Below are 17845 nucleotides of genomic sequence, written 5' to 3'. Positions count from 1 at the left end.
TAAATTATTTTATGAAGAAATTAATGAAATCATTTTTTATTTCTATCTTCAAATTCCAAAAAACAAAAAGTACCTATGCATATTAGAAAAAACATAAAAAATAGAAGTTTATGGGCAATCGCGATGGGAATCTTTTTCTTGAATTCCTGTACTAAAAAAGAAGATGCATTTATAAACCGAAAAGTTTCTTTTAATGCTGATTGGAGCTTTCATCTTAATGACAGTATTGTTGATAAAGACACTATTGGAGCCTCAACAAAATGGAGAACTTTAGATGTTCCGCACGATTGGAGTATCGAAGGAAAATTTGACGAAAAAAGTCCTGCTGGTTATGGCGGAGGATCGCTTAACGGAGGTTTAGGCTGGTACAAAAAAACATTTAAAGTCGCTGCAGCAGACAGCACAAAAATAACTTCCATAACTTTTGATGGCGTTTACAGAAACAGTGAGGTTTGGGTAAACGGACATTATTTAGGGAAACGTCCAAACGGATATATCGGTTTTCAATATGAAATCTCGAAATATTTAAATTACGGAGACAAAAACAACGAAATCATTGTTAAGGTTGACAATTCAAAACAACCCAATTCACGCTGGTATTCAGGTTCAGGAATTTTTAGAAATGTTTGGATCGAAACTACAGATAAACTCCATGTTGGACTTTGGGGAGCCTATATTACAACTCCAAAAGTTACTGCTGAAAAAGCTTCGTTAAGTATTGAAACAACGATTAAAAATCAATATAAAGAAGGCAAAAAAGCAACTGTAACAACCACTATTTTTAAAGAAGATACAAAAGTAACATCGGTTACTCAAGATATAACAATCAATGCTGGCGAAAATCAGGTTTTAAATCAAACCGCTGAGGTAGAAAATCCTGCTTTATGGTCTGATGAAAAACCAGAATTATATACAGCAGTTACCGAAATTTCGCTTGACGATAAAATAATCGATCAATACAAAACCACTTTCGGAATTAGAGATTTTAAATTCGATTTGAACAAAGGTTTTATTTTGAATGGAAAACAAGTCAAAATAAAAGGTGTTTGTATGCACCACGATTTAGGTCCGTTGGGATCTGCAATTAACACGCGTGCTATCGAACGTCAGTTAGAAATCCTGAAAGAAATGGGCGTAAACGGAATCAGAACTTCGCACAATCCGCCTGCAACAGAACTTTTAGAACTTTGCGACAAAATGGGTTTCATTGTTATGGATGAAGCATTTGATATGTGGAAGCAGACTAAAACCAAATATGATTACGGAAACGATTGGGACAAATGGCACAAACAAGATCTTATAGACCAATTATTACGAGATAGAAATCACGCCAGTATTTTTATGTGGAGTATTGGAAATGAAATTCCAGAACAATGGAGCCAAACGGGAGTTGAAATTGCAAAAGAATTGGCTGCCATCACTCGCGAGTACGATAAAACCCGTCCACTTACTGCAGGAATGAATCCGCCGGTAAATATGAATATTGATGCGGTGACTTTACAATTTGAGAAAAAAGATGTTTCTATTAATCCGCTTGCAGGGTCAGGTGTTTTAGATTTGATTGGCTACAATTATGCGCATCAAACCTTTGAACATCATTTGAAAAATTTCCCAAATACGCCTTTCATTGCAACCGAAACAACTTCGGGTTTACAGACAAGAGGGTATTATGATGCCGTTTCAGACACGATTAAAAAATGGCCTGTTCGTTGGGATCTTAAATTTACAGAAGGAAATCCAGGAAATACTGTTTCAGCTTACGATCAAGTGCAAACACCTTGGGGTTCTACGCACGAGGCGACTTGGAAAATCATTAAAAAACACGATTTCTTAGCAGGAATGTATGTTTGGACAGGTTTCGATTATATAGGAGAACCAACTCCATACGAATGGCCATCGGTGAGTTCCTATTTCGGAATCGTAGATTTAGCCGGTTTCCCGAAAGACGTGTATTATATGTACCAAAGTGAATGGACAACAAAAGATGTTCTTCATATTTTCCCACATTGGAACTGGAAAGTCGGACAAACGGTTGACGTTTGGGCATATTACAATAATGCCGATGAAGTGGAACTTTTTGTAAACGGAAAATCAGTTGGAAAAAGAGCTAAGAAAGGAGACGATTTACACGTAATGTGGAGAATTCCTTTTGAAGCAGGAACCTTAAAAGCCATTTCTCGCAAAGGCGGAAAAGTAGTTTTAGAAAAAGAAATTAAAACTGCTGGAAATCCTTCGCAATTAAAATTAACTGCCGACAGAAGTTCAATAAAAGCCAACGGAAATGATTTGTCTTTTGTAACCGTAGATATTTTAGATGATAAAGGAATTTTAGCACCAAATGCCAATAACGAAATTAATTTCTCTTTAAAAGGAGATGGAAAAATTGTAGGCGTTTGCAGCGGTGATCCAGTAAGTCACGAACCTTATAAAGGAACAAAACATACGGCTTTGGCAGGAAAATGTTTGGTAATAATTCAATCTTCTAAAAAAACGGGAAGATTAGAATTAACCGCAAAAGCAAACGGATTAAAACAAGCGTCAATTGTAATTACAGCAGAATAATAAGTATTTAAAAAATATAGCCATGAATTACACCAATTTCCACGAATTAAATTTGTGATAATTTGCGCAATTTGTGGTTAAAAAATATAGCCACAGATTAAAAGGATTAAAAAGATTAAATCTGCTGAATCTGCAACCCGAGCGATAGCGAACAGGCGGAGCAAATCTGCGAGAAAAAAGAAAAAAATCCTTTCGAATCATTTTATCCCGATAGCTATCGGGAGTGGCAAAAAAAATAAACACATAGAAACATAGATTTTTTGTTTCTGGAAAAAAGAAAATGGAAAGAAACTAGTTTCTAACACATATAGCTATGTGAATTTAAACAAATGAAATGCCTTTTGACACAAAGAAAAGCTATGATTCTATGTGTTAAAAAATAAACAGTAAAAGTTTAAACCTACAAGGTTTTGAAAACCTTGCAGGATGGAAAATAAAACAACAACCAATGAAAAAATCACATTTAAAAACCCTGTTCTCGATTTGTGCTTTTGGACTTCTAACCGTTCCAAATGCTTCAGCACAAATACAGAATGCAGACGTATTAAACGCACCGATCGATATCAGCAAAGATTTTCAAAACTATCTGAATACTTTTTATTTTGCAGATGAATTGGCATCTTTTGATCCTGCAACAGGAAAAGGAACCATTAAATATTTGAGATACAATTACAAAACCCGTCAGGCTTTCAACAACATGATGATGAAACCAGATGTGGAAAAAGCAAACGAATTCCCTACAACAGAATACGCAGAATCTCCGGTTTTGCCTTTTGAAATTCAGTTTGTATCTGACAGAACCGTTAGAATTAAAACCACTTCTGGTCCGCAGTTTCACCCGCAAAAAGAATCTTTAATGTTGGTTGACGGAGTTGCTCCGAATCACCCAGAATTATGGAAATATGCTAAAATTGAAGGCGGTCACAGCTATACAAGTAAACACGGAAAAGTCGAAATTTTGACAAAACCTTGGCACGTAAAAATCTACGATGAAAAAGGGAAATTGCTAACAAGCACGCTTCACGATACCGATTTTAAAAATACCTATACGCCGACACTTCCTTTTTCTTATGTTAGAAGAAACAGCGATTATTCGAGAAGTATGGGCGCTGCTTTTAGCTTAGAACCAGACGAAAAGATATTTGGTTGTGGAGAATCATTTACACAATTCAACAAACGCGGTCAAAAAGTAGTTTTATGGACGGATGACGCGAACGGAATCCAAAATGAAACGATGTACAAACCGATTCCGTTTTACATGAGCAGTCGTGGTTATGGGGTTTTCATGCACCATTCTACACCAATTACAGTGGACTTCGGAAAGTACTTTTCTAGTGCCAACGAAATGTACATTGGAGATGACGAAGCCGATTTGTTTTTCTTTATCGGAGAACCAAAAGACGTTTTAGATCAATATACCAATTTGACTGGAAAAGCTGCAATGCCGCCACTTTGGTCATTTGGTTTCTGGATGAGCCGTATTACCTATTTCTCAGAAAAAGAAGGACGTGACGTTGCCAGAGATTTACGTAAATATAAAATCCCAACAGATGTAATTCACTTTGATACGGGTTGGTTTGATGTAGATTGGAGAAACAATTATGAGTTTGCAAAATCTCGTTTTCCAGACGCAACAAAAATGATGTCTGATTTAAAGAAAGATGGTTTCCAAGTTTGTTTATGGCAATTACCATATTTCACTCCAAAAAACACCTTGTTCCCAGAAATTATGGACAAGAATTTAGCGGTTAGAGACAGAAAAGGGAATCTTCCTTACGAAGATGCTGTTCTGGATTTCTCAAACCCTGAAACGATTTCTTGGTATCAAGGAAAATTGAAAAAATTATTTGATGAAGGCGTTGCGGTTTTCAAAGTAGATTTTGGAGAAGCTGCACCGCCAGACGGAATTTACCATTCTGGAAGAACGGGTTTCTACGAGCATAATTTATATCCGTTGCGTTACAATAAAGCTGTTGCCGAAATCACGCAGAAAGAAAAAGGATATACCTTAATCTGGGCGAGAAGTACTTGGGCAGGATCTCAGCGTTATCCGTTACATTGGGGAGGAGATTCTGAAACAACAAACGGAGCAATGTCGGCAGAATTACGCGGCGGACTTTCATTAGGTCTTTCGGGTTTCAGTTTCTGGAGTCATGATGTTGGAGGTTTCGCAACAAAATCTCCTGAGAATATTTACAGAAGATGGACACCATTTGGAATGTTGACTTCGCACGTAAGAAGCCATGGAGAACCGCCTCGTGAACCTTGGTTGTACAGCAAAAATTTCTTAGAAGGATTTAGAAAAGCAGACAATATGCGTTACGAATTAATGCCATACATCTATGCTCAGGCAAAAGAAAGTTCAGAAAAAGGATTGCCAATGATGCGTGCTTTATTTGTAGAATATCCAAACGATCCGGGCGCTTGGCTAGTTGACAATCAATATTTATTTGGTTCAAGTATGTTGGTTGCACCACTTTTTGAAGAGGTTGAAGAAAGAGACGTTTACCTTCCTGAAGGAACTTGGATCGACTATCAAACCAAAAAAGTATACCAATCAGGCTGGCATAAAATCAAAGCGGGCGAAATTCCAATCGTAGTTTTAGTAAAAGACGGAACTGCAATTCCGCATATCGGTTTAGCACAGTCTACCAAAGATATGGATTGGAGCAAACTGACTTTGAAAGTTTTTGCAAGTGATAAAACAAATACCGCTTCCGCGAAAGTGTATCTGCCAAACGGAGACGCATTACAAGAAATTAAAGTTACCAAAAACGGAAACAATTTCGACGTAAACACGAATCCATTAAACGGAAAAACCACTTTTAAAACGGAGTGGATTAAGTAAAAAAGTTATAGCCACAACCCGAGCGATAGCGAACAGGCGAAGCAATTCACGAATTAAGTTTTTTATAATTCGTGAATTCGTGGCAAAAAAAATATAGCCACAGATTAAAAGGATTAAAAAGATTAAAAAAAATCTGCTCAATCTGCTATCCCGATAGCTATCGGGAGCGAGAGAAAAGAAAAAAATCTTTCGAATCATTTTATCCCGATAGCTATCGGGAGTGGCAAAAAAAATCTAGCCACAGATTTAATTAATAAAATTCGTGAATTCGTGGCATAAAAAACATAATACCAAAAAACATGAAAAACTATCTAATTCTCCCAGCCGTACTGCTTTCGATTACAATCGGATACAGCCAGAAAACAAAAAATGCCTACGAACTGGCATCGCCAAACGGACAAAACAAAATCAAATTTGAGCTTATAAAAAATGCTCCAAAATACGCTGTTTCTCACGGAAAAACCGAAGTGATTTCTCCGTCTGAAATGGGATTTGTATTGAAAGGAAATGAAGATTTAAGCACCAATTTCGAAATAAAAGGCGCAAAAACTTCAACCTTTGACGAAACTTGGGAACAAGCTTGGGGAGAAAAGAAAAACATTAGAAATCACTATAATCAACTGGTAGTTGACTTACAGCAAAAGACTGGAAACAAACGTAAACTACAAATTCAGTTTCGTGCTTTTGATGACGGAGTTGCATTTCGATATGTTTATCCAAAACAAAATGTAAAAGACAGTATTTTCATTACAGATGAAAAAACAACTTTTAACTTAAAAGAAGATGGAAAAGCGTGGTGGATTCCAGCAAATTTGGAAAACCGCGACGAATATTTATTTAAAGATGCGCCGGTAAGTAAATTGGATACGGTTTTGACTCCATTAACAATTGAAAGCAAAAGCGGATTGGCATTAAGTTTCCACGAAGCAAACCTAATCGATTTTGCGAGTATGACTTTGGTAAACACGAAAGGAACAGAACTAAAATCTGACTTAGTGCCTTGGCCTGACGGAATTAAAGTTCGCGTTAAAGAGACTTTCACATCATCTTGGAGAACCATTCAAATTGGAGAAAATCCAGGCGAATTGATTACTTCTTATTTGGTTTTAAACCTAAACGAACCAAACAAATTAAAAAATACAGCGTCTTATTTCAAACCTTATAAATATTTAGGAATTTGGTGGGGAATGCACATTGGAAAATATACTTTCTGGGAAAGTGACAAACAAGGTGCAACAACTAAAAATGCCGAAACATATATTGATTTTACAGCAAAAGAAGGTTTCAATCATTTATTAATCGAAGGCTGGAACAAAGGTTGGACGCCAGGTTGGTACGAAAACCGTATGCACATGTTCAGCTTTACGAAAAGTGCTGACAATTTCGATTTAGAAAAAGTAGTAGCTTACGGAAAAAGCAAAAACGTTGAATTAATTGGATACCACGAAACAGGTTCTAACTTAATCAATTATTTAAAACAAGTTGACGAAGGTTTTGCTTTATACAAAAAATTAGGAATCCATACCGTAAAAATTGGTCACGTAGGTTCTAAACTTAACATGAAACAAATGCACTTTGGACAGTTTGGAGTGAATTATTTCAGATACATTTTAGAAAAAGCAGCACAATATGATTTAGCGGTTTTATACCACGAATCAATTAAAGATACAGGAGAAAGAAGAACTTTCCCAAATATGGTTTCGAGAGAGGCTGCCCGTGGACAGGAATATAACGCTTGGAGCGAAGGAAATCCGCCAAATCACTTGAGTATTATTCCGTTTACAAGAATGCTTTCAGGGCCAATGGATTTTACACCTGGAATTTTTGATGTTGAGGTAAAACAAGGTTATCCAGGAAAAAGAATTCAGGGAACAGTGGGACAGCAATTGGCATTGTATGTAGTGCTTTATTCTCCAATTCAAATGTTGGCCGATCTTCCTGAAAACTACGAAGGAAAACCAGCTTTACAATTCTTAAAAGATGTTCCAACAGATTGGGAAGACACTAAAATTGTAGAAGGAAAAATTGGGGAATACATCACAACGGCAAGAAAAGACAGAAATAGTGCTGATTGGTATTTGGGAACTTTGACAAATGAAAATCCAAGAAACGTAAATGTTTCACTATCATTCTTAGATCCAAATGCAACTTACGAAGCTCAGATTTATGTAGACGCCGAAGGAACAAATCAAAAGAATAATCCAGAAGCAGTAGCAATTTCTAAGAAAACAGTAAAATCTACTGATTCTTTAAAATTGAATTTAGGCGGTGCCGGAGGTGGTGCTGTGAGATTTAAGAAGTTGTAATCATTCTATTTTTTTTAGGACACGCACATTGTAGAGACGCACCGCTGTGCGTCTAACATATAGTTTAAACGTTAAGAATTAAACCCGACAGGTTTTTATCCCGATGCTTCGGGACTGTCGGGTTTACTAAACGTAATAAAATATTAGATTAGTTATTTCCGAAACCAAATAAAACCAATCCTCTTTCTAAATGAAAAACGGCATTTTCTATATCATTTTTCTTTTATCTGCAAATGTGGTCGTATCACAACAAAAGCAATATCCTTTTCAGAATCCAAATTTAGATACTGAAAAGCGTATTGACAATTTGCTGTCTCTTATGACGCTTGATGAGAAAGTAGAGGCTTTAAGCACCAATCCATCCGTAAAAAGATTGGGCGTAATTGGTACAGGACATGTAGAAGGATTGCATGGTTTGGCTTTGGGCGGACCTGGAGAATGGGGCGGTAAAAACAAACAGCCGTTAACCACAACCACTTTTCCTCAAGCTTACGGTTTGGGAGAAACTTGGGATACAGAACTGCTTCAAAAAGTGGCAAATGTTGAAGGTTACGAAGCGCGATTTGCATTGCAAAAATACAATCGTGGCGGTTTGGTTGTTCGCGCTCCAAATGCCGATATCGCTAGAGATCCACGTTGGGGTCGTACAGAAGAAAGTTATGGGGAAGACGCATTTTTTAACGGAACCATGACGGTTGCTTTTGTAAAAGGACTACAAGGGAATCATCCGAAATATTGGCAAACGGCTTCTTTAATGAAACATTTTCTAGCCAACAGCAATGAAGATGGAAGAACCTATACATCATCTGATTTTGACGAAAGACTATGGCGTGAGTATTACGCATTGCCTTTTCAAATGGGTGTTGTCGAAGGCGGTTCGCGTGCCTACATGGCGGCTTATAATAAAGTAAACGGGATTCCGGCAATGGTGCATCCGATGCTGAAAAATATCACGCAGAAAGAATGGGGACAGAACGGAATTATTTGTACCGATGGAGGCGCTTTCAAGCTTTTGCTTTCAGACCATAAATATTATGCCGATAAAAATCTGGGAGCTGCAGCCGCAATCAAAGCGGGAATCAATCAGTTTTTGGATGAATTTACAGAAGGAATTTATGGAGCGCTTTCTAACGGATATTTAAAAGAAAAAGATCTTGACGAAGTATTGCGAGGCAATTACAGAGTGATGATTAAATTGGGAATGCTGGATGCTTCAGATGAAAATCCGTATTCGAAAATTGGAAAAGAAAAAGATACAATCGATCCTTGGAAAAGATCAGAACATAAAAAAATAGCTTTAGAGGCAACTCAAAAATCAATTGTTTTATTAAAAAACGACAAGGGGTTTTTGCCTTTACAAAAAGAAAAATTAAAAACCATCGCTATAATCGGGCCGCGTGCAGATGAAGTGCTTTTGGACTGGTACAGCGGAACTCCTCCTTATATGGTTACTCCTTTAGATGGAATTAAAAACAAATTAGGGAACAACGTAGAAATTCTTTACGCCAAAAATAACATTGACGGAAAAGCAGCTACGATTGCTAAAAAAGCCGATGCCGTAATTGTAATTGTCGGGAATCATCCAGTTTGTAATGCGGGCTGGGCCAATTGTCCGGTGCCAAGTGAAGGTAAAGAAGCGGTTGACCGTCAGTCTTTGACTTTAGAACAAGAAGATTTGATAAAAGTGGTCTATCAGGCCAATCCTGAAACGGTTGTGGCTTTGATCAGCAGTTTTCCGTATGCTATAAATTGGACTCAGGAAAATGTGCCGGCAATTGTACACATGACCCAAAATAGTCAGGAAACGGGAACGGCTTTGGCCGATGTTTTATTTGGAGATTACAATCCGGCGGGGCGTTTAACGCAAACCTGGGTTAAAGACATTACTGATCTGCCAGAATTATTAGATTACAACATTCGAAATGGCAGAACGTATATGTTTCTCCGAAAGAAACCTTTATATGCTTTTGGTCACGGATTGAGTTATACGACTTTTAAATACAATTCGGTAGCAACCGATTCGGAAATCATTGATAAAAACGGCGAAATAAAAGTGACAGTTTCCATTACAAATTCGGGAAATAAAGACGGAGACGAAGTGATCCAATTATATGTAAAACAATTAGAATCAAAAGTAGAGCGTCCGGAAAAAGAACTAAAAGCTTTTAAAAGAGTTTTCTTTAAAGCTGGAGAAACCAAAAATGTCGATTTGATTTTAAAAGCCAAAGATTTAGAATACTGGAATACTGCAAAACAAACTTTTGAGCTCGAAAAAAATAGCATCGAAATTCAGATCGGAACTGCATCGGATGTTATTTTATTGAAGAAAAATATCAACGCTAAATAAGTTAGAAAAGATTTTAAAATTTAAATATGAAAAAAAGTCTCATAATGCTATTTGCTCTTATCGGATTGACGAGCGTCGATTTGTCTGCACAAGAAGCAAATGCTCAGAACAGGATTATTAAAGTTGATTATAACAAATCGGCTGGAAAATTAAACACCATGTTTAAAGAATGTATTGGTGCTGGTCGTGCAAATGAAGGCCTTCGTGCCGATTGGCAGCAGCAATTGGCGATGGTCAAAAAAGAATGTGATTTTAAATACATTCGTTTTCATGGTTTATTTACAGATGATATGGCGATTTATCGCGAAGACGAAAAGGGAAATCCAGAATACAATTACCAATATGTAGACGTTTTGTTCGATTATATTGTGAGTTTGAAAATGAAACCTTTTGTTGAATTAGGTTTTATGCCGAATGCTTTGGCAAGCGGAAAAGAAACTATTTTTTGGTGGCGCGGCAATGTAACGCCTCCAAAAGATTATAAAAAATGGGAAGATTTAATTCGAAATCTAACCGCACATTTTAAAGAACGTTACGGAGATGAAGAAGTAAAAACATGGTATTTTGAAGTGTGGAACGAACCTAATCTTTCACCTGGATTTTGGAGCAGTACACAAGAAGAATATTATAAATTATACGATTACGCAGTTCGTGGTGTAAAAGCCGTAAATCCTGCATACAAGGTAGGCGGGCCTGCAACAGCCGGTGCAGCTTGGGTTCCGGAAACAATTGCTTTTTGCGAAAAAAATAATGTTCCGATAGATTTTATTTCGACTCATGCTTATGGAGTCAATCACGGATATTTGGACGAATTTGGGACTTCTGGAACGATATTAAGTAAAGATGAATTTAGTGTAAGTGGCGAAGTTATGAATTCACGCAAACAGATTTCAGAATCTACGAAACCAAATCTTGAATTGCATTATACAGAATGGAGCTCGTCTTATACGCCTGCAGATCCAATTCACGACAGTTATCATTCGGCAGCATACATTTTGCAAAAATTAAAACAAGTGGGAAATGCCGCAAACTCAATGTCGTATTGGGTTTTTACTGATATTTTTGAAGAAGCGGGGCCAAGATATACACCCTTTCACGGTGGTTTCGGATTATTGAATACACAGGGAATTAAAAAGCCGGCTTATTTCTCTTATTTTTTAATGAATAAATTAGGAGAAACAGAACTTCAAAATTCAGATAAAGCTTCTTGGACTTCTAAAAATGCAAAAGGCGATGTGCAAGTTTTATTGTGGGATTTTACCAATACACATCCTGGAAATAAAGAACTGAATCAAACATATTACATTAAAGATCTTCCATCAAAAGAAAAAGGAAAAGTAAAAATTGAAGTTGATGGAATGCAGAAAGGAAAATATGTATTAGAAATTTACAAAGTTGGGTACAAAGTAAATGACGTTTATGCTGATTATCTTTCGATGAATAAACCAAATCAGTTAACTCGTGAGCAAGTAAATACATTAAAAGAAAAAAATACCGGAGCGCCAATTTCAACAGAAAAAATTACAATTGACGGAAAAGGAACTTTCAGCAGAGAATTCAAAATCAATGAAAATGATGTTGTGATGCTGAATTTAATCAAACAATAAGCAGAAAATATTTAACACATAGAAACATAGATTTTTTTCTTTGTGAATAAAAAGAAAATGAAAAGAAACTAGTTTCTAACACATATTCAGTCCCGAAGTTTCGGGATGAATTTAAACAAGTGAAACGCCTTTTTTTAAAATGCAAAAACCTATGTTTCTATGTGTTTAAAAAAGTATACACGCTAAGATTCAACAATAAACTAAAAACAAGAAACCACAAACAACATAAAAATACTATCTATGAAAAACAAAATGATATACCTTTCGGCAGCTTTGTGTTTTGCATTTTTTACTTCTTGTAAAAATGATGCACAAACTTTAGCATCAAATACAGATCAAACCGAAGAATACGTAGGAAAAGAAATAGGAACAGAACATGACGCGGAAATCGACAAACTGATTTCGCAAATGACATTAGAAGAAAAAATCGGAATGCTTCACGGTAACAGTATGTTTGCAAATGCAGGCGTAAAACGTTTAGGAATTCCAGAATTAAAAATGGCTGATGGGCCACTTGGGGTTCGTGAAGAAATCTCTCGTGATAACTGGGCTCCAGCAGGATGGACAAACGATTTTGCAACTTATTATCCAGCAGGCGGAGCATTAGCAGCCACTTTTAATGCAGAAATGGCGCATACGTTCGGAACCAGTTTAGGAGAAGAACTACGTGCAAGAGATAAAGACATGTTACTTTCGCCAGCTATCAATATGGTGAGAACACCGCTTGGAGGAAGAACGTACGAATACATGTCTGAAGATCCGTTTTTGAATAAAAAAATGGCCGTGCCGTTGGTAGTTGGTTTACAAGAAAAAGATGTAATGGCTTGCGTAAAACATTATGCAGCAAACAATCAGGAAACCAATCGTGATTTTGTAGATGTTCAGATTGACGAGCGTACACTTCGTGAAATTTACCTTCCAGCTTTTGAAGCAACAGTAAAAGAAGGAAAGGCTTATAGCATTATGGGCGCTTACAATAAATTTAGAGGAGAATATTTATGTGAAAACGATTATATGCTGAATAAAATCCTTCGTGACGAGTGGGGATTCAAAGGAATCGTAGTTTCAGACTGGGCTGCGGTGCATTCTACAGCAAAATCTCTAAAGAATGGTTTAGATATCGAAATGGGAACTCCAAAACCATTCAACGAATTTTGGTTAGCCGATAAATTAATTGCTGCGGTAAAATCGGGAGAAGTTTCAGAAAAAGAAATTGATCTTCACGTAAAACGTATTTTACGCGGTTTATTTCATATTAAAGCAATGGGCGGCGGAACACGTGCAAAAGGAAGTATTGCAACCGAAGCACATTACCAAGATGCTTACAAAATTGCAGCTGAAGCTATTGTTTTATTGAAAAATGAAAACAATGCGTTGCCACTAAAATTAGACGGAGTAAAATCTATTGCTGTAATTGGAAACAATGCGACAAAGAAAAATGCTTTGGGCGGATTTGGTGCCGGAGTGAAAACAAAAAGAGAAGTAACGCCGCTTGAAGGTCTTAAAAACAGATTGCCTTCGTCAGTAAAAATTAATTATGCGGAAGGATATTTAGAGCGTTATGACGAAAAAAATAAAGGGAACTTAGGAAACATCACTTCTACAGGACCGGTTACAATTGATAAAGTTGATCCAGCGAAAATTAAAGAAGCAGTAGAGGCAGCTAAAAACTCAGATGTTGCAATCATTTTTGCGGGTTCAAACCGTGATTACGAAACAGAAGCTTCAGACAGAAGAGATTTACACTTGCCATTCGGACAAGAAGAATTAATTAAACAAGTAGTCGCTGCTAATCCTAAAACTATTGTGGTAATGATTGCCGGAGCTCCATTTGATATTAATGAAGTAAGCGAAAAATCATCAGCATTAGTTTGGAGCTGGTTTAATGGTTCTGAAGGCGGAAATGCATTGGCAGACGTTATTTTAGGAAAAGTAAATCCGTCAGGAAAATTACCTTGGACAATGCCAAAACAATTGAAAGATTCTCCTGCACACGCTACAAACAGTTTCCCTGGAGACAAAGCGGTAAAATATGAAGAAGGACTTTTAATTGGATACCGTTGGTTTGATACTAAAAACGTAGCGCCTTTATATCCTTTTGGTTACGGATTATCATATACGACTTTTGCTTTAGAAAATGCAAAAACAAACAAAGCTGAATATGCACAAAACGATGTTATCGAAGTTGCTGTTGATCTTAAAAATACAGGAAAAGTAGACGGAAAAGAAGTGGTTCAGGTATATACTTCAAAATCGGATTCTAAAGTGACGCGTGCTGCAAAAGAACTAAAAGGCTTCAAAAAAGTAGCTGTTAAAGCTGGAAGTTCAGAAACAGTAACAATTAAAGTTCCGGTTAAAGAATTAGCTTACTATGATGTAACTTCAAAAAAATGGGTAGTTGAACCAGGAAAATATACTATCAAAGTAGGAACATCTTCTAGAGATATCAAAAAAGAAATTCAGGTAAACGTTAAATAATTATTTGTTTTTCTTCTTTATATACTAATTATCAATCAACGCCAGCCTAATTAAAAGTTGGCGTTGATTTTACAAACTTCACTAACTTAAACCAACCAAACCAAATGAAAACATTAAAAGATTATCTAATTTGTACCTTGCTGTGCTTTGCTTTTTTTAGCGTTTTAGCTTGCAGTTCTGACAAAGAAACGGTGCAGGAAACTACAATCAAATCGTTAACGGCTAGTACCAATAAAATTGCAATTGACAGTAAAGAAAATGCTGTAGATGTAACAATCAATTCAGAAGCTACAGCATGGTCTTTGGCTACTTCTGTCAACTGGATCAAAGTAAGTCAGGCAGCTGGCACAAAAGGTTCGGTTATTATTAAAGTAACCGCTTTAGAAAATGCAGAAAAAACAGCGAGAACTGCGGTTATAACTATAAGTTCTAGCGAATCAAAGCCGGTAAAAATTGAGGTAACTCAGGCAGCGGGCGAAGTTTCTTCAGGTTTATTTCCAAGCTACAACACCAATCCGATTGCAGCAGACCAAAGCGGAATGTCAAGCACAGCCGTACAATTGGCGGCAAAAATGAAGTTAGGCTGGAACATTGGAAATACACTAGAAGCAACTGGCGGAGAAACTGCGTGGGGAAATCCAAAAGTTACAAAAGCTTTAATTGATTTAGTGAAAGCAAACGGGTTTAATGCCATTAGAATTCCTTGTTCTTGGAACCAATATTTGGCTAATGCCGAAAAAGCGCAAATTAAAACAGACTGGTTAAACAGGGTAAAAGAAGTGGTTCAATATTGTGTAGACAACGATATGTATGTTATTCTAAATATCCACTGGGACAATGGCTGGTTGGAGAACAATGTAACCGAAGCCAAAAAAGAAGCAAACAATGCCAAGCAAAAAGCATTTTGGGAACAAATAGCAACGCATTTACGTGATTTTGACGAACATCTTCTTTTTGCAAGTGCCAATGAACCAAATGTAGAAGATGCAACACAAATGGCGGTTCTAACTTCTTATCACCAAACGTTTATAGATGCTGTTCGTTCTACTGGCGGAAAAAATGCCTACCGTAATTTAATTGTTCAAGGTCCGTCAACAGACATTGAGAAAACTAATAAATTAATGACGGTTTTACCAACAGATAAAGTAGCCAACAGAATGATGGCCGAAGTACATTATTACACGCCATATCAGTTTGCTTTAATGGACAAAGATGCAGATTGGGGTAAAATGTTTTATTACTGGGGAAAAGACTATCACTCCACAACAGATGTTTCAAGAAATTCGACTTGGGGCGAAGAAGCAGATTTAGATAAATTTTTTCTTTCTATGAAAACCCAGTTTGTAGACAAAGGTATTCCAGTTATTTTAGGAGAATTTGGAGCAATAAGACGTTCCAATTTAACAGGCGATGATTTAAAACTACATTTAGATTCAAGAGCTTACTTCTTAAAATATGTAGTGCAAAAATCAAAAGCAAATGGACTAATTCCTTTCTATTGGGATGCCGGAAACTTGGGTGTAAATACCATGTCACTTTTTGACAGAAGTACAAATACCGTGTATGATGCTCAGGCCTTAAAAGCCTTACAAGACGGATTAAAATAGTAAAAAAAGCCCTCAAAATCATGTAAGTGATATAAGTAAAGATAAGTTTTGAATAAATAAATATCTTATTTTACTTATATCACTTATCTGGTTTTTAATATTTAAATAAATAAAAAATGAAAAAGTCAATAGTTTTTATTTTATTGATATTTAATGTAATAGCTAATGCTAACGTTAGAATGCCTTTAATATTCTCTGATGGAATGGTACTCCAAAGAGACAAACAAATTCCGATTTGGGGTTTTGCCGATGCAAATGAAAATGTCGAAGTGCATTTTAATAAACAAATCAAAAAAACAACAGCCGATAAAAACGGAAAATGGACGATAGATTTAGCTGCTGAAAAAGCCGGCGGACCATTCGAATTGATCATTATCGGAAAAAATAAAATTACCATCAAAAATGTTTTGGTTGGCGAAGTCTGGATTTGCAGCGGACAATCGAATATGGAATTTCAAGTTGTTAAAACTATGAATTCAGAAAAAGAAATTGCAGATGCCAATTATCCAATGATTCGTCATTTTGGCGTTGCACAAGATTTAAGCGGAACTCCAAAAGACGACTTAAAACAAGGAAAATGGGAAGTAGCCAACAAAGAAAATGTAGGCAACTTTACAGCAGTTGGCTATTATTTCGCCAGAAAATTATATTCGGAACTAAAAATCCCAATCGGAATCATCAATACTTCTTGGGGCGGAACGAATGTAGAAACTTGGACAAGCCGTGAAGCTTTTGAAAACAGTCCAGAATTCAAATCGATGATTGCCAATGTTCCAACCGTAGATATTAATGCCATTTTTGAAACTTATAAAAAATCGGTTTTAGACAATCTGAAAAAAGTACAGGGATTTGAGGTTTCGATGGAAAACGAAGAGCAGTTTAAAAATGCAAATTTTCAAGACAAAAACTGGCCAGAAATAAAAGTACCATCTCTTTGGGAAAACCAACAGATCGGAAATATCGATGGAATTGTCTGGATGCGTAAAACCGTTGTTTTAACAGCAGAACAAGCAAAAAAAGAAGCTGTTTTACATTTAGCCAAAGTAGACGACGAAGACAAAACGTATGTAAACGGAGTTGAAGTGGGAACGAACAATCTTTGGGATGCAAAAAGAATTTACAAAATTCCAGCAAATGTGCTGAAAGAAGGAACCAACGTAATCGCAGTTAGAATTACCGATTACAGCGGCGGTGGCGGAATCTACGGCGATCCATCCGATTTAAAAATCGATTTTAAAGACACAAATCTTCCTCTTGACGGACTTTGGAAATTCAATGTAATAAAAGTCAGAATCGAAGTTTCTCCAAACAGTTATCCATCGTTATTGTACAATGCGATGGTAAATCCGCTGGTTCCGTATGCGTTTCAGGGTGTTTTATGGTATCAGGGCGAAGCCAATGTCTGGAGAGCCAAACAATACAAAGAAGCATTTCCGTTAATGATTAAAGATTGGAGAAGCAAATTTAAACAAGGTAATTTTCCTTTTTATTTCGTTCAATTATCTACTTTCGATGAGTTCGGAGGAAACAGCCAAAAAGGAAGCCGTTGGGCAGAACTTCGCGAAGCACAATCTGAAACTTTAAAATTACCCAATACCGGAATGGCGGTTACGACCGATATCGGAAACGCAAAAGACATTCACCCAACCAATAAACAAGACATCGGATTGCGTTTGGCAGCTATTGCCATGAATAATCTTTACGGTAAAAAACAAGTGTACAGTGGGCCAACTTACAAATCGCAGGAAATAAAAGGAAACCAAATCATCCTAACTTTCGATAACATTGGCGGCGGGTTATCATCGCCAAATAACGATGAATTAAAAGGTTTTGAAATCGCAGGCGCAGACAAAGTTTTTCATTCCGCGAAAGCGATAATAAAAGACAACAAAATAATCGTTTCGAGCGATCAGGTTCAAAATCCGCTTGCCGTACATTACGGTTGGGCAGACGATGATACAAATATCAATTTGTTTAATAAAGAGAAATTTCCAGCATCGCCATTCAGAACCGATAATTGGGAAATGGTGACGGAAAATGAGGTTTATAAAGTGAGTAAATAAGTCCTTAGCTTTTAGTTCCTAGTTTTT

The 17845-nt window shown here is 36.6% G+C and carries 8 protein-coding genes; all 8 read left to right on the top strand.

The features are described 5' to 3' along the window. Positions 1-75: 75 nt before the first annotated feature. The 8 genes from EG814_RS01300 to EG814_RS01265 all read left to right on the top strand — a co-directional run bounded on the left by EG814_RS01300 (position 76) and on the right by EG814_RS01265 (position 17818). A complete protein-coding gene (locus EG814_RS01300) occupies positions 76-2562 on the top strand; it encodes a glycoside hydrolase family 2 TIM barrel-domain containing protein (protein ID WP_125718121.1) in 2487 nt (828 codons plus the stop codon). 448 nt (positions 2563-3010) lie between these two features. Further along, positions 3011-5410: a glycoside hydrolase family 31 protein gene (locus tag EG814_RS01295; protein WP_125718119.1), complete on the top strand. Its 2400-nt coding sequence runs from the start codon at positions 3011-3013 to the stop codon at positions 5408-5410. A gap of 299 nt (positions 5411-5709) precedes the next feature. Then, the gene (locus EG814_RS01290) at positions 5710-7716 is read left to right on the top strand and encodes a glycoside hydrolase family 97 protein (RefSeq protein WP_125718117.1); all 2007 of its coding nucleotides are present in this window, start codon (positions 5710-5712) and stop codon (positions 7714-7716) included. 190 nt (positions 7717-7906) lie between these two features. Next, positions 7907-10063, top strand: coding sequence for a glycoside hydrolase family 3 C-terminal domain-containing protein (locus EG814_RS01285; RefSeq protein WP_125718115.1), 2157 nt, complete (start codon positions 7907-7909; stop codon positions 10061-10063). A gap of 26 nt (positions 10064-10089) precedes the next feature. Next, positions 10090-11670 (top strand): GH39 family glycosyl hydrolase, encoded by a 1581-nt coding sequence (locus EG814_RS01280; RefSeq protein WP_125718113.1) that lies wholly within the window; start codon positions 10090-10092, stop codon positions 11668-11670. Positions 11671-11910: 240 nt separating this feature from the next. Next, positions 11911-14148: a glycoside hydrolase family 3 C-terminal domain-containing protein gene (locus EG814_RS01275; RefSeq protein WP_125718111.1), complete on the top strand. Its 2238-nt coding sequence runs from the start codon at positions 11911-11913 to the stop codon at positions 14146-14148. Positions 14149-14252: 104 nt separating this feature from the next. Continuing rightward, a complete protein-coding gene (locus EG814_RS01270) occupies positions 14253-15755 on the top strand; it encodes a cellulase family glycosylhydrolase (RefSeq protein WP_125718109.1) in 1503 nt (500 codons plus the stop codon). 116 nt (positions 15756-15871) lie between these two features. Continuing rightward, the gene (locus EG814_RS01265; RefSeq protein ID WP_125718107.1) at positions 15872-17818 is read left to right on the top strand and encodes a sialate O-acetylesterase; all 1947 of its coding nucleotides are present in this window, start codon (positions 15872-15874) and stop codon (positions 17816-17818) included. Positions 17819-17845: the final 27 nt, after the last annotated feature.

Origin of the sequence: Flavobacterium ustbae (assembly GCF_003946915.1) — a bacterium.
Lineage (GTDB): Bacteria > Bacteroidota > Bacteroidia > Flavobacteriales > Flavobacteriaceae > Flavobacterium > Flavobacterium ustbae.
This window is presented reverse-complemented; position numbering and strand designations above follow the sequence as displayed.